This is a genomic window from Saccharopolyspora sp. 7B (assembly GCF_020177435.1).
GTDB classification, from domain to species: Bacteria; Actinomycetota; Actinomycetes; order Mycobacteriales; family Pseudonocardiaceae; genus Saccharopolyspora_C; species Saccharopolyspora_C gregorii.
On record NZ_JAIUKC010000068.1, the window covers coordinates 35,120 to 49,180 of the forward strand.

Genomic DNA, 14,061 nt, shown 5'->3' on the forward strand with positions numbered 1-14,061 from the left:
GTAGGAACCCGCCAAAAAACTAGCCGAGCACCACCCCGGAACTCCCCGGAAGGCCGGTCTAGCACACGAATTCGCGGCAGAACCCGCGAGATCGGCTCACCGCCGCGTTGCGCCACCCGCAGCAACCCGCACCGCCGCGCGGACCGCCCGTACCGCCTCGCGGCGGGGCCCGGCGGGCGGGCGGTTAGGTTCCCGTGGTGGACGGAGCACGGTGGGCGGCGCTGCCGCAGCGGTACCCGCGGATCGCCGACGCGGTGCTCGCGGTCTTCGTCACCTACCTGGCGCTGCTGGGCATGTCTCCGGGCGACGTGCTCGACAGCGGCGATCCCGGGCCGGTCGCCCACACCGCGGCCGTGCTCGGCGGCGCGCCGCTGGCGCTGCGCAGGCGGTACCCGGTGCTCGTGCTGGCCGTGGTCGCGGCGGCGCTGTGCGTGTTCTACAGCACCGGCTGCAAGACCTCGCTCGGGCTGCTCGGGCCGCTCGTCGCCATCTACACCGTCGGCGTCCACCACCCGCTGACGCGCTCCGCGCCGCTCACCGCGGCAGGCGTCCTCGTCATCAGCAGCGGTGCCGTCGCGGGCCTCGCCCACTTCCGGTGGTCCACCGACCTGTTCGCCGGGCTGCTGTTCGGCAGCACCCAGGCGGTGATCGCGCTCGCGCTCGGCCAGGCGATCCGGATCCGCGGCCGGCAGGCCGAACAGCTCCGGCACGAACGCGACCTGGAAGCCGAGCGCGCCGTCACCGAAGAGCGGATGCGCATCGCGCACGAACTGCACGACGTCGTCGCCCACCACCTGTCCGTGGTGGCCGTGCAGGCCAGCCTCGCCCGCTACGTGCTCGACTCCGACCTGGAGACCGCCCGCGAAGCGCTCGGGACCATCTCGGCCACCACCTCCAGCTCGCTCGACGAGCTCGGCAGGCTGCTGCGCGTGCTGCGGCCCAGCCTCGAAGAACCGCCCGGCGGCGGCACCCGGTTCCTGCCGCAACCCGGTCTCGACGAGCTACCGGTGCTGCTCGAACGGGTCCGCTCGTCCGGGGTGCCGGTGGAACTGCGGGTCGAAGGGGAACCGCGGGCGCTGTCGCCCGGTGCCGAGCTGTGCGCCTACCGCGTCGTGCAGGAGGCCCTCACCAACGTGCTCAAGCACGCGCCCACCGCCACCGCCGAAGTCCACGTGCACCACCACCCCGACGCGGTGACCGTGCGGATCCGGGACCACGGCGCACCGCCCCCGAAGAACCGCAAGCCCTCCGGGCACGGTTTGATCGGCATGTGCGAACGGGCGAAGATGTACGGCGGCAGCGTGGAGACCGGACGTCGTCCCGAAGGCGGGTTCCAAGTGGTGCTGCGCATCCCGCGCGCCGAGAGCTGACCGGCCGCGCCCCGGGCCGCCGGGTGCCGATCGGCCGGGGGAACACCGCATGATCCGCGTGCTCGTCGTCGACGACCAGGACCTGCTGCGCGCCGCGTTCGCCGCGCTGCTGCGCGCCACCGACGGCATCGACGTCGTCGGTGAGGCCGCCAACGGACGCGAAGCCGTCGACCTCGCCGCGCGGCTGCGGCCCGACGTGGTGCTGATGGACCTGCGACTGCCCGAGATGGACGGGGTGCGCGCCACCGAGCTCATCCTCGACGCCGCCGAACCACCGCGGCCCGGGATCCTGGTGCTCACCGTCTTCGACCTCGACGACTACGTGTACGCGGCGCTGCGGGCCGGGGCCTCCGGGTTCCTGCTCAAGGACAGCCCGCCGGAAACGCTGCTCACCGGGGTGCGCACCGTCGCCGACGGCGGAATGCTGTTCGGTCCCACCATCACCCGGCGGCTCGTGGAGACCTACATGCGGGTGCCGCCGCCCGGCTCCGGGATCCCCGTCCAGCTGTCCGGCCTCACCCAGCGGGAACTGGCCGTGCTGCGGCTCATCGCGACCGGTGCCACCAACGCCGAGATCGCGGAGCACCTGGTGCTCAGCGATGGGACGGTGAAGACGCACGTGAACCGGGCCATGACGAAGCTCGGGGTGTCCAGCCGGGCGCAGGCCGTGGTCGTCGCCTACGAATCCGGGCTGGTCGTCCCCCGCCGCCGCGCGCCGCCCGTCCAGCCGGGTTCAGACCAGGCCGGCGTCGTGGGTGACGATCGCGACCTGGGTGCGGTTCGCGGCGCCGAGCTTGCCCATGATCCGGCCGAGGTGGACCTTCACCGTGGACGGGCTCATGTACAGGTGCGCGGCGATCTCCGCGTTGCTCAGGCCCTGCGCCACCGAGACCGCCACCTCCCGCTCGCGCGGGGTCAGCTGGTCGATCCTCCGGCGCGCGTCCGAGTTCTCTTTGCCCGCCGCGAACGCGCCGAGCAGCCGCTTGGTGATCCGCGGCGAGAGCATCGCCTCCCCGGAGGCCACCGTGTGCACCGCGGCCGCCAGCTCCCGCGGCGGGGTGTCCTTGAGCAGGAACCCGGACGCCCCCGCCTGCAGCGCGGCGTGCACGTACTCGTCCACGTCGAACGTCGTGAGCACCAGCACCGCGGGCGGATCCGGCAGCGCGGCGACCCGCTTGGTCACCTCCAGGCCGTCGACCCGCGGCATCTGGATGTCGGTGACCACCACGTCCGGGCGGTGCTTCGCGATCAGCTCCACCACCCCCGAACCGTCGGCGGCCTCCGCGGCCACCTCGATGCCCGGGTCGGATTCGAGGATGAGCCGGATCCCGCCGCGCACCAGTTCCTCGTCCTCCAGCAGGACCACCCTGATGCCCACGTGACTCCCCCGTGCCCGACTGCGTTGCCGGGCCCACGGTATCCAAGTCCGGTCCGCACCGGATCACGGTGTCCCGGGACCGGGGGCGTCAGGACGCGGCGGCGGGCTCCAGCACCGGGAACTCCGCCCGCACCCGGTAGCCGTCCTCGTCGGTGCGGCCCACCTGCAAGGTGCCGCCGGCGAGGGTGACCCGCTCGCGCATGCCGATCAGGCCGTAGCCGGAGCCCTCCACCACCGTGGTGCCCGTGCCGCGCGCGTTCACCACCTCCACCGCGAGCCCGTCCGGCCCGACGGCGACCGACGCGCGCACCGGCGAACCGGGGGCGTGCTTGCCCGCGTTCGTCAAGGCCTCCTGCACCACCCGGTAGGCGGCGCGGCCGACGGCGGTGGAGGCCTCCGGCAGCTCCGCCGGCATGTCCAGCGCGATGTTCGCGCCCGCCGCGACCGAATCCGCGACCAGCTCGCGCACCCCCTCCAAGGTGGGGGCCGCGTGGTCGCCGCCCGGGTTCTCGGCGTCGTCGCGCAGCGCGCGCAGCATCTCCCGCAGCTCGCTGAGCGCGGCCGAGCTCGACACCCGGATCACCTCGGCGACCTGCTCGGTGCGCTCGTCCGCGGCGGTCATCGTGAGCGCGCCCGCCTGCAGCGAGATGACGCTGACCCGGTGCGCCACCACGTCGTGCATCTCGCGGGCGATCCGGCGGCGTTCGGCGCCGACCGCGCGCTCCGCCAGCAGGTCCCGCTCCCGCTCGGCCTGCACCGCCCGCTCCCGCAGCGAGCGCAGCAGGTCCCGGCGTTGGTACAGCCACAAGCCCAGCAGCGTCGGCATCCCGACGAAGCCGGTCAGCATCGCGCCCAACCCCAGCAGCACGCCCAGCATGCCGCTCGACCACAGGCTCTCGTTGGCCATGAGCAGCATGCGGGTCAGCTGCGCCACCGCGACGATCGCCGCCGCGCCCCAGGTGGAGGCGACCGGGCCGCGCTGCTTCGCCATCGTGTACAGCGCGATCACGACGGCCATGCTCTGGTCCGCCGTCCCGGACAGCACCGAGATGGCGGCCGCCGCCAGCACCGCGATCCACGGGAAGCGCCTGCGCACCAGCAGTCCGGCGAACAGCACCGCGTTCGCCGGTAGCAGCACCCACTGCTGCCAGATCTCCGGATCGTCGGGCATGGCCACCGCCGCCACCGCGATCAGCAGATCGAGCAGCAGGGATCTGAACTTGCCGTCCCACCAGGCCAGCCGGCTGGCCCACTTCCCTCGTTCGCGCACCCGACCACGGTAGGCGTCGTCTTCGTCGTCCGGCACCAGGTGTCCGATCATGCTGCTCCTCTCCGGTGACGAGGTTGGCCGACGGGCTCCGCCGATCGCGTCCCGCTTCCGGTCAGGGCGGCGTACTACTTCGGGCCAAGTCGGGACGAGCCGGTTCGACGACGTGCGCGGGCCCCCTCGCGGCGCACCATGGATCTCGTCGGCGAACGGCGGAAGTCGAGCCGGCGGGCACCGCGACCGCGGTCCGCTCCCGAAGCACTCCCGGAAGGACGAATCCGATGTTGAAGTCCGAGGTCACCCGTTCCCTCGCCCAGACCGCCGCCGAGCAGCCCTCGCAGGTGTGGGGCTGGGTGGTGCTGGTGGTCGGCGCGCTGATCGCGCTCGGTCTGGCCGCGCTGGTCATCGGCGCGCTGGTGAGCTTGTACCGCGCCGAGGCGGACGGCACGACGAAGGCGGTGTGGGTGCTGATCGTCGTGATGGCGCCGCTGCTGGGCGCGGCCCTGTGGTTCGTGATCGGCCGCTCCCAGGCCCGCAAGAACGCGCTCCGGCCGGCGGAGGGCCCGGCGCCGCGGCTGGACGGCGACCAGGCCACCGCGTGACCGCCCGCGGCCACGACCGCGCCGCCGCTGTGCGCGCTCCCCGGCTCCGGGGACGCGGGGGACCGGCGGCGCAGCGGTCGTCCGGGGCTCCACGGGAGCGGCGTTCACCGTCCGAAGTGGACCGCGCGGCCCCCGTCGCCGCGCGGGCTGCGGATCAGCGGTCGGTCGCGGTGAGCGCGCGGGCGTCCACCAGCTCGGTGCCCGCGACCTTCCCGCTCAACCCGCGGCACCGCGCGCTGCGCGGCACGGCCAGCGCGTGCACCGCGCACCACACCACCGCGACCGGGAGCCCCGCCGCGGGCCACAGCACCGCGAGCACGCCCTCGACGAGTGCCAGACCGCCCAGGCCCACCAGCCAGCGCCGCAGCACCGCGCGCCACCCGGGGCGCCGCCCGTCGACGACGACGCGCAGCAGCACCGCGTGCTGGCCGAGCGAGCTGCCGCGCCCCGCCGCGGTGGCGATCAGGAGCAGCACGGCGGGCGCGAACCACAGCGCCGCCGCCTCCGACCAGGCCTGCGCCGCGACGGGCGGCCGCACCTCGGCGACCCGCAGCAGCAGGTCCGCGCCGCGGGCCAGCGCCAGGCCCAGCCACCACAGCAGCAGCAGGTCGCAGAGCATCCCCAGCAACCGGCGGTAGCTCCCGACCGGCCGCGGCTCCCCGGACCCGGCGGCGCCGCGCTGACCGGGGACCAGCCGCAGCACCGGTGCCAGCAGCGCCCCGAGCACCGCGCCCGAGGTGTTCGCGATCAGGTCGTCCACGTCGAACAGCCGGTACGGGCACGGGTACAGGAACCAGATCCCGGTGAGCTGGGTGAGCTCCACCGCCAGCGACACCATGAACCCGGCGAGCGCGGTGCCGCCGAAGCCCTCCCGCAGCAGGTAGCGCACGAACATGCCCAGCGGCACGAACAGCAGCACGTTGAACCCGAACTGCTGCACCGCGGGATCCGCGACCAGCCCGGTCAGCTCGGTCAGGCCGCCGGGCCGCCGGACCTCGTCGAACCCGGCGAAGGGCCGCCACTGCGGCCGCAGGTCGCCGAACGCCTCGCAGAACCCGGGGCCGATCGGCGGCAGCGGCACCAGCACGTACGCCACCAGGCCGAGCGCGTAGAGCACCGCGGCCAGGAACAGCAGCAGCGCGCCGGGCCGCAGCTCGCCGCGCTTGCGGTGCTCGCGGGCCACGTAGGGCACGAACAGCAGCACCACCAGCGCCACCGCCACCAGGACGGCGGCCACCGCGGGCAGCACCCGGATGCTCACCGGGACCTCCTGCCGGCGGTCAGTGCGCGTAGGTGGTGGACAGCACCGCGCGGCCCAGGATGTGGCCGAGCGCGGTGAAGTTGACGACCGCGGGCGTCACCTGGTCGTTCAGCCCCAGCGTGGGCACGTCCAGCGCGAGCACCGCGAACAGGTAGCGGTGCGGCCGGTCTCCGGGCGGCGGCGCGGCGCCCGCGTAGGCGCGCTCGCCGAGGTCGTTCGGCACCTGGAACGCGCCGGCGGGCACGCCGGAGCCGGTGGCGGAACCGGCGTCGGTGGCCAGCTCGGTCACCGCGGCGGGCACGTCCACCAGCGTCCAGTGCCAGAACCCGCCCGGGATCGGGGCGTCCGGGTCGAAGCAGGTGACCACGAAGCTCTGCGTCCCGGCGGGGAAGCCCTCCCAGCTCAGCTGCGGGGAGCGGTTCCCGCCGCCCGCGCCCATCCCGCTGTGGACGTGCGCGAGGTCCAGTTGCTCGTCGGCGGCGACGTCCTTGGAGGTGAGCGTGAACGCGGGGACCTCGGGCAGCAGCGAGTACGGGTCCGGGTCGATCGGGCGTTGCAGGCTCATTCGTCTCCTCCTCGGCGGGTGCGGCGGGGTCGGACGATCTTCGGGATCGTCCGGTCGCAGCCTAGTGGGGCCTGCGCGGGCGCGTGCGCGGCCTCGCGCGCGGGGCGATCCGCGCCACTCCGTCACCCCCTTGATGCAACCCGTGCAAGCGTTCACTTGATCGAGTTATTGTCGCTGCCCGCCAGGCTCGGGATCATGGTCCGGTGCGCGCCGATCTCCACGTCGGCGACCGCGGTCGAGCGGATCCGGGACAATTTCGGGCGGACGTCCCACAACGACGATGACCGGTTCTTCGAGCGGCTACCGGAAACCGCTCGGAAGCCGAATGCGAGAATCGGTCGGCCGGATTCGGAACAGCAGGGGAAACCGCCCCCGAAACCGGTGGTGCACCTGTCCAATGCGCCGTCGTCGCCGGTACCGGAAAAGTCCGGGTTCCGCCGATGCCGGCCCAGGGATGTCGATGCTGGGGGATAGCGCAGTCATGCCGGGAAATCGCCACACTTCGGTCCGTTCGCGCCAGGTGGCCGCGGAACTCCGCCGCCACCGCGAGCGCGCCGGGCTCAGCTGCACGGCGGCGGGGGCCCGGCTGGGCGTCTCGGGCAGCAAGATCAGCCGGATCGAGACCGGCGCCAGCGGGGTGCAGCTCGACGACGTCACCGCGCTGCTGCGGCTCTACCAGGTGGGAGAGCGGGAGCGCACCGCGCTGGTGGAGCTGGCGCGCAACGCGGGCCGCTCCGCCTGGTGGCAGCGGCCGTCCGCGGCCCCCGCCCGCTGGCGGGATTTCCTCGACTACGAGAGCAAAGCGGTCCGGATGCACAGTTTCGAACCGATGCTGATCCCGGGCCTGCTGCAGACCGCGGAATACGCGCGGGCCGTCATCTCGGGGATGGAGCCCGGGCGTTGCGAGGACGAACTGGACGATCTGATCGCGACCCGGATGGCGCGGCAGATCATTCTGAGCCGTTCCCGCGCGCCGTTGTTCCACGCGGTGCTGGAGGAATCCGCGTTGCGTCGCCCGATCGGCGGCCGGGGAGTGATGAAGCGGCAGCTGCTGCACCTGCTGGTGATGATGGAATCCGATCACGTCTGCCTGCGAGTGGTGCCGCGTTCCGTGGGCGCCTATCCGGGATTGCAGGGGTCATTCCTTCTTCTGGAATATGACGGAGAGCCGGACGTGGTGTACGTGGAGAACCAGCACGGTCCCGCATTCCTGGATTCCGAGCGGACCGTGAGTTCCTACCGGGAGGTGCTGCGGGACATCGTGCGGCTCGCCCACGCCCCCGACGCGGCGGGCGACCTGATCCGCGAGGTCCTCGCCGAGCACTGACCGCGCTCGTGCGCCGGAAATCCGCTCCGCTGCCGGTTCGCGCGGCGCCGGGGACTACGCCGGTCCGGTGATCTTCTCCGCCGCGCGGGTGACTCCGAACCGGCTGCGGCGGGCCGAGGAGAGGGGCGCCGAAGGGGGGCGGGTGATCCGGTGGAACTGCTGGAGCGGGTCGCCGCCGTGGCCCGCAGGCTGCGCGAACACCGGCCGGTGCCGCCCGTGCGACCGTCCGAAGTGGACTTGGTCTGATGCTGCCGCCGAGCGGTTTTCTCCCGATGTATCACCTGATCAGGTAACGACGTTCGGCCGTTGTGGACGATGACCGGGCCGTGATCGGCTCCCTCCGCGACACTGGCACGAGCCGGAGGCGGGCCGGTCACCCCGACCGCGCCGCAGGGGCTCCGGGGGATGGAGAGCAGCGGGATGACACGCACACGGCGGACCCACACCCGGTGGTGGTCGGCAGGCGGAACACTCGCCGCGGCCGCGCTGGCCACTGTCGCGATCACGACCCCCGCCGGGGCCGGGACCGCCGCCGACGAGCCCGCCGCCGCGCCGATCAGCACCCGGATCGTCGGCGGCGAGTACGCCAGCACCAGCGAGTACCCGTGGGTCGTGTACCTCACCGACTCGGCGGGCAACCAGTTCTGCGGCGGCACCATCGCGGCCGCGAACAAGGTCATCACCGCCGCGCACTGCGTCACCGGGGGTGCGCCGCCGGAGATCACCGTCGTCTCCGGCCGCGACGACAAGAACAGCGACGAGGGCACCGAGACCGCCGTCCGGGATGTGTGGGTGCACCCCGACTTCCAGAACGCCAGCAGCGGTGCCGACGTCGCCGTGCTCACGCTGGACCGCGACGTCACCGCGACCCCGCTGCCCATCGCGACGGCGGGTGACCTCCCCGAGTACCGGCCGGGCGGAGCCACCACCGTCCTGGGCTGGGGGACCACCACCGAAGGCGGCTCGCCGTCCAGCACGCTCCGCCAGGCACACCCGCCGATCACCAGCGACCAGGACTGCAGCCGCGCCTACGGCGGGCAGTACGACCCGCGAGGCCAGGTGTGCGCCGGGCTCCCCGAAGGCGGGGAGGACAGCTGCCAGGGCGACTCCGGCGGACCGCTCGTGGCCGGGGACAAGCTGATCGGCATCGTGTCCTGGGGCAACGGCTGCGCCCGCCCCGGCCAGCCCGGCGTCTACACGAGGCTCGGCGCCTACCACGACGAAGTCCAGGCCCAGCTCCGCTGATCCCCCCACCACCGAGGCGCACGGCCCGTTCGACCGCACCGCGCGGTCGAGCGGGCCGTTCTGCTGCGGGGTCAGGCCGCGACGAGACCCGCGGAGATGGTGAGGAAGGCCGCCGCGCTGATCACGTCCAGGGAGCGGGCGAAGCGCGGGCGGCGCAGCCGGTCGGCGATGCGGGCCGCGCCCAGCACGATGGTGACCTCCCAGATCGCCGCCAGCACCAGGAACACCGCGCCCAGCAGCACCAGTTGCAGCGTCGGGTTCGCCGCCGAACCCACGAACTGCGGCAGGAAGGCCAGGCTGAACAGCAGCATCTTCGGGTTCGTGATGTTGCTCAGCAGGCCCTGCCAGAACGGCCGGGTCGTGGCGCCGCCGCCGGAGAGGCCGTCGCCGGTCTCGGCGCGGGTGAGCCACAACCCGCGCACGATCATCGCGGCGAGGTACACCAGGTACGCGGCGCCGGCCCACTTCAGCGCCGCCAGCACCGCCGGGTGGCTGGTGATCACCGCGCCGAGCCCGCAGATCACCAGCGCCACCTGCAGGATGCTCGCCGCGTGGATGCCCGCCAGCGCTCGCAGCCCGGCGCCGATCCCCTGCCGCAGCGACGTCCGCAAGATCAGGAACGCGTCCACCCCGGGCGTCAGCACCACCACTGCGCTGGCGAGCAGGAACGCCGGCAGGGTCGTGGGGTCCAGCAGCATGACGAGTTCGCTCCTTGCCTGGTCGACGCGCGCGCGGAGGCGCCGGTGAGCGCGCGGCCCACCGGTCGAGGTTTCACCGGATCGGGGGTGATCTCGGTTCCGCGTCGTCGCGGGCACCGGAGATCTTGACTGAGTGGGCGGGACGAACCACCTCTGCCGAAGCAGTGATCCGGATTTTTTCCCGCCGAAGTCCATCTTAACGAAAAATTATCATGAGCCGATGTGAGCTCGCCCTCGTCATCCCGGCGTGATCGGGCCGCTACCGTGTGCCGCCGAACGACGCCGCACGTCCAGGAGGCAGCCGTGCCCGACCGATCCAGCCCGCTCGCCCGGATCGCCGCCGGAGGTGCTGCCGCCGCCACCGCGGCCACCGCCGCGCTCGCCGCACCGGCCGCCGCCGGCCCCGCGCAGGAACGCGTGCTCGGCGGCACCGACGAACACGCGGCGCCCTGGGTGGTCGCGCTCACCGACCAGGCCGGGCGCCAGTTCTGCGGCGGCACCCTCGTCACCGAGATCAAGGTGGTCACCGCCGCGCACTGCGTGGACGGCCACGACGCGGCGGAGCTGCGCGCCGTCACCGGCCGCCCCGACCTGCGCACCACCGGCGGCGCGGACACGCCCGTCGGCGACGTCTGGGTGCATCCCGAGTTCCGCGACGTCACCGGCGGGCACGACGTGGCGGTGCTGACCCTGGCCGCACCGGTGCGCGAACGACCGCTGCCGATGGCCGGGGCCGACGAGACCGCCCGCTACCGGCCCGGCACCCCGGCGCGGGTGCACGGCTGGGGGCGCACCACCGAGAACGGGCCCACCTCGGCGACGCTGCAGTCCGTCGAGGTGCCGATCAGCGCGGACGCCGACTGCCGCGCCGCCTACCCGGGCTACGAGTCGGGGACGCGGGTCTGCGCGGGCCCGCCCGAAGGCGGCCGGGACGCGTGCGCCGGGGACTCCGGCGGACCGCTCGTCGCCGACGGCAGGCTGATCGGCGTCGTCTCCTACGGCACCGGCTGCGGACGTCCCGGAACACCCGGCGTGTACACCCGGATCTCCGGGGTCGCCGACGACGTCGCCGCGCGGCTCTGAACCCGGCGTCCCGCACCGCGGGACGAGCCGGTGCCACCCGGTGCTCGCGCCGCGGCGGTGCACCGGTCGCCGTGCGCAGCACCGACCCGCCCCGAGGCCCGCGCGCCCGGGCGCGCGGGACGTGGTGTGCGCTACTTCCACCGCAGGTGACCCCGGGTGTCGTAGCCGGAATGTGATATCCCGTTGGGGTGACCCTGCAACCGCTCGCCACCGCCGTCCACCGCGCCTACACGGCCGACCTCGACGCCGAGGACTTCTACCGCATGCTCCGCTTGCGCGTGGACGTGTTCGTGGTCGAGCAGCAGTGCGCCTACCCGGAACTGGACGGCCGGGACCTGGAGACCACCACCAGGCACTTCTGGATCGACTCCGCCGACGGCTACGTGCTCGGCTACCTGCGCCTGCTCGAAGACCCCGACGGCACCTTCCGCATCGGCCGCGTCGCCACCGCCAAGGACGCCCGCGGCCTCGGGCTCGGGCGCAAGCTGATGCGCGCCGCGCTCGCCGAGATCCAGCGCGCGCCGGCGACGCTGTCCGCGCAGACCTACGCGCTGGAGTTCTACCGCGGATTCGGGTTCGAACCCTCGGGTGAGGAGTATCTCGAAGACGGCATCCCGCACGTCGACATGCACCGATACCCGGGTTCGCCGCGCTGAGCGAGCCGCGCCGGTTCCTCGCCCGTCGCGGGGATGCGACGATGCTCGCTGGTCCCAGCCAGGGCAGGTCAGGAAACCGGTGCGACACCGGTGCGGTCGGCGCCACTGTGACCGGGGAGCGGATCTCCCCCGCGAGCCACCGGGCGCTGCCGCCTGGGAAGGCCGGAGTTCCGCGCTGATCCGGGAGCCAGGACACTGCCTCGCCCAGGCGCAGCCGACATCGGGGCGTCCGAGACCCGAGGAAGGAACACCTGGCATGACTGCTCCCGCGAGCCCGCGGTACCCGTTCACGGCCGTGGTCGGGCACGACGACATGCGGCTGGCGCTGCTGCTCAACGCGGTGCACCCGCGCATCGGCGGGGTGCTGGTGCGGGGTGAGAAGGGCACCGCGAAATCGACGGTGGTGCGCGCGCTCGCTTCGCTGCTGCCCGCGCTGGACGTCGTGCCCGGTTGCCGCTTCGGCTGCGAACCGCGGCGACCCGACCCGCGGTGCCCGGACGGCCCGCACGCCGAGGTCTCCGGGACGACGCGCCCCGCGGAACTCGTGGAACTTCCGGTCGGCGCCACCGAGGACCGGCTCGTCGGTTCACTCGACCTGGAACGCGCGCTCACCGAAGGCGTCAGCGCCTACCAGCCCGGGCTGCTGGCCGCGGCGCACCGCGGCGTGCTCTACGTGGACGAGGTCAACCTGCTGCACGACCACCTGGTGGACCTGCTGCTGGACGCCGCCGCGATGGGCCGCGCGCACGTGGAGCGGGAAGGCGTGTCGGTGACGCACGCCGCCTCGTTCCTGCTCGTCGGCACCATGAACCCGGAGGAGGGCGAGCTGCGCCCGCAGCTGCTCGACCGGTTCGGCCTCACCGTGCAGGTCGCCGCCTCCCGCGACGTCACCACCCGCACCGAAGTGGTGCGCAGGCGCCTCGCCTTCGAAGCGGACCCGGCCGGCTTCGCCGAGCGGTGGGCCGCCGAGGACGCCGCGCTCGCCCGCCGCATCGCCGACGCCCGGTCCACAGTGGAATCGGTGCGGCTGCCCGACGCCGAGCTCCGGCGGATCTCCGCGCTGTGCGCCGCGTTCGACGTGGACGGGATGCGCGCCGACCTGGTGCTGGCCCGCACCGCCGTGGCGCACGCCGCGTGGCGCGGCGCCGACGAGGTCGCCGAAGCCGACGTGGAGGCCGCGGCCCGGCTCGCGCTGCCGCACCGGCGCCGCCGCGACCCGTTCGACGAACCCGGCGTCGAGGAGGACCAGCTGCAGCAGGCGCTCGAGGACGCCGCCCAGCACGCCGAGCAGGAACCGGCCGACGACCGGAACGCCGGTGACGACCAGGGCTCCGCCGACGACCAGGGCTCCGCCGACGACCAGGACTCCGGTGAAGAGCCGCCGGAAGGTCCCGACGACGGCCCCGGCGGAGGCGGCGGTGGCGCGCCCGACGGCGGACCGGACGACGGACCCGACGGGCCCGGCGGCGGCGAAGCCCCCACCCCGCCGGAATCGCCCGCGCCGAACGGCGACGGCGGTTCCCGGCGCGAGGACGGCCCCGGCCAGGCTCCCGCGAACAAGCCCCCGGCCGCGCCCGCGCCCGCGTTCCGCGCCCGGCTGCTCGAAGTCCCCGGCGTCGGCGAAGGCGCCCCCGGCCGGCGGTCCCGCGCCCGCTCCCGCAGCGGGCAGACCGTTCGATCATCCACAGTGGACGGTCATGGCGTGCACCTGCCCGCCACCCTGATCGCCGCCGCCCCGCACCAGCGCACCCGCGGCCGCAGCGGCCCCGGCCTGGTGCTGCACCGCGACGACGTCCGGCGCTCCGTCCGCGAAGGACGCGAAGGCAACCTGGTGCTCTTCGCCGTCGACGCCTCCGGCTCCATGGCCGCCCGCGAACGCATGTCCGCCGTCAGCGGCGCCGTGCTCTCGCTGCTGCGCGACGCCTACCAGCGCCGGGACAAGGTCGGCGTGGTCACCTTCCGCGGCGACCAGGCCGAACTCGCGCTGCCGCCCACCTCCTCCGTGGAGATCGCCGCCACCCGGATGCGCGACCTGCGCACCGGCGGCCGCACCCCGCTCGCCACCGGCCTGCTCAAGGTCCACCAGGTCATCGGCACCGAACGCACCCGGGACCCGCGGCGGCGCCCGCTGCTGGTGCTGCTCACCGACGGCAAGGCCACCGTTCCCGCCGGTGACGGCGGAACCGGGCGCGCTCGCGCGAAGCGGGCGGTGCAGGACTCCATGCGCGCCGCCGGACTGCTCGCCGGGCTCGGCGTCGCCTCCGTCGTCGTCGACTGCGAGCAGGGCGTGGTGCGGCTCGGCCTCGCCGCCAAGGTCGCGACCGCGCTCGGCGGGGCCTGCCTGCGGCTCGACGAGCTCTCCGCCGACGCCGTCGCCGGAGTCGTCCGCGCCGCCCGCGGCACCACCGCCGGCGCAGCTTGATTCCGATTCGATTACGACACCGGCCGGGCGGAGTAGGAATATCCCGATGTAGTTGGTAAGGTGTTCTTCGTCCACCTGACCCCCAGGGGTGGACCACGAAGCGCCCTCGCGCTCCCGGTGACCCCCAGGCCGGTCGAGCGCGGGGGCGCTTTCTATTGCTGGGGGGCGTGGTCGTTCTGCTCGGGGG

General features: G+C 73.9%; 12 protein-coding genes, 1 pseudogene and 1 riboswitch. Of the genes and pseudogenes, 8 read left to right on the forward strand and 5 right to left on the reverse strand.

All coding sequences use genetic code 11. The features are described from left to right. The first annotated feature begins 197 nt into the window (after nucleotides 1-197). Nucleotides 198-1,370, forward strand: a complete 1,173-nt coding sequence (locus LCD33_RS29385; protein ID WP_224977879.1) for a sensor histidine kinase — start codon at nucleotides 198-200, stop codon at nucleotides 1,368-1,370. Nucleotides 1,371-1,419: 49 nt separating this feature from the next. Beyond that, nucleotides 1,420-2,073 (forward strand): annotated as a pseudogene (locus LCD33_RS12710) (response regulator); the annotation flags it as partial. A gap of 30 nt (nucleotides 2,074-2,103) precedes the next feature. Here LCD33_RS12710 and LCD33_RS12715 read toward each other — a convergent pair. Together LCD33_RS12715 and LCD33_RS12720 are read right to left on the reverse strand one after the other, a co-directional pair. Beyond that, nucleotides 2,104-2,748 carry a response regulator transcription factor gene (locus tag LCD33_RS12715; RefSeq protein ID WP_224956815.1) on the reverse strand — a complete coding sequence of 215 codons (645 nt, stop codon included), beginning with the start codon at nucleotides 2,746-2,748 and terminating at the stop codon, nucleotides 2,104-2,106. Between the two features lie 88 nt (nucleotides 2,749-2,836). Further along, complete coding sequence (locus tag LCD33_RS12720; protein WP_224977880.1) at nucleotides 2,837-4,069, reverse strand: sensor histidine kinase; 1,233 nt, start codon at nucleotides 4,067-4,069, stop codon at nucleotides 2,837-2,839. A gap of 227 nt (nucleotides 4,070-4,296) precedes the next feature. On the opposite strand from LCD33_RS12720, the gene LCD33_RS12725 reads away from it, so the two are divergent. After that, nucleotides 4,297-4,617: a PLD nuclease N-terminal domain-containing protein gene (locus LCD33_RS12725; protein ID WP_224977881.1), complete on the forward strand. Its 321-nt coding sequence runs from the start codon at nucleotides 4,297-4,299 to the stop codon at nucleotides 4,615-4,617. A gap of 154 nt (nucleotides 4,618-4,771) precedes the next feature. Here LCD33_RS12725 and LCD33_RS12730 read toward each other — a convergent pair whose 3' ends face one another. Both LCD33_RS12730 and LCD33_RS12735 read right to left on the reverse strand, forming a co-directional pair. After that, the gene (locus LCD33_RS12730) at nucleotides 4,772-5,878 is read right to left on the reverse strand and encodes a VanZ family protein (protein WP_224977882.1); all 1,107 of its coding nucleotides are present in this window, start codon (nucleotides 5,876-5,878) and stop codon (nucleotides 4,772-4,774) included. Nucleotides 5,879-5,897: 19 nt separating this feature from the next. Further along, nucleotides 5,898-6,443: a YbhB/YbcL family Raf kinase inhibitor-like protein gene (locus LCD33_RS12735; protein WP_224956812.1), complete on the reverse strand. Its 546-nt coding sequence runs from the start codon at nucleotides 6,441-6,443 to the stop codon at nucleotides 5,898-5,900. A gap of 520 nt (nucleotides 6,444-6,963) precedes the next feature. Here LCD33_RS12735 and LCD33_RS12740 point away from each other — a divergent pair. After that, complete coding sequence (locus LCD33_RS12740) at nucleotides 6,964-7,770, forward strand: helix-turn-helix transcriptional regulator (protein ID WP_224956811.1); 807 nt, start codon at nucleotides 6,964-6,966, stop codon at nucleotides 7,768-7,770. A gap of 420 nt (nucleotides 7,771-8,190) precedes the next feature. Next, complete coding sequence (locus tag LCD33_RS12745) at nucleotides 8,191-9,015, forward strand: trypsin-like serine protease (RefSeq protein WP_224956810.1); 825 nt, start codon at nucleotides 8,191-8,193, stop codon at nucleotides 9,013-9,015. Nucleotides 9,016-9,086: 71 nt separating this feature from the next. Here the strand turns inward: LCD33_RS12745 and LCD33_RS12750 are convergent, their stop codons facing one another. Beyond that, a complete protein-coding gene (locus tag LCD33_RS12750) occupies nucleotides 9,087-9,713 on the reverse strand; it encodes a LysE family translocator (RefSeq protein WP_224956808.1) in 627 nt (208 codons plus the stop codon). Nucleotides 9,714-10,016: 303 nt separating this feature from the next. Between LCD33_RS12750 and LCD33_RS12755 the strand changes: the two genes are divergently transcribed. The 3 genes from LCD33_RS12755 (at nucleotide 10,017) to LCD33_RS12765 (ending at nucleotide 13,874) form a co-directional block, all read left to right on the forward strand. Beyond that, complete coding sequence (locus tag LCD33_RS12755) at nucleotides 10,017-10,796, forward strand: trypsin-like serine protease (protein WP_224977883.1); 780 nt, start codon at nucleotides 10,017-10,019, stop codon at nucleotides 10,794-10,796. 188 nt (nucleotides 10,797-10,984) lie between these two features. Continuing rightward, nucleotides 10,985-11,452, forward strand: coding sequence for a GNAT family N-acetyltransferase (locus LCD33_RS12760; protein ID WP_224956804.1), 468 nt, complete (start codon nucleotides 10,985-10,987; stop codon nucleotides 11,450-11,452). Nucleotides 11,453-11,520: 68 nt separating this feature from the next. Continuing rightward, nucleotides 11,521-11,650: riboswitch (cobalamin riboswitch) on the forward strand. A gap of 58 nt (nucleotides 11,651-11,708) precedes the next feature. Continuing rightward, on the forward strand, nucleotides 11,709-13,874 hold the full coding sequence (locus LCD33_RS12765) for a putative cobaltochelatase (protein WP_224977884.1): 2,166 nt from the start codon (nucleotides 11,709-11,711) through the stop codon (nucleotides 13,872-13,874). Nucleotides 13,875-14,061: the final 187 nt, after the last annotated feature.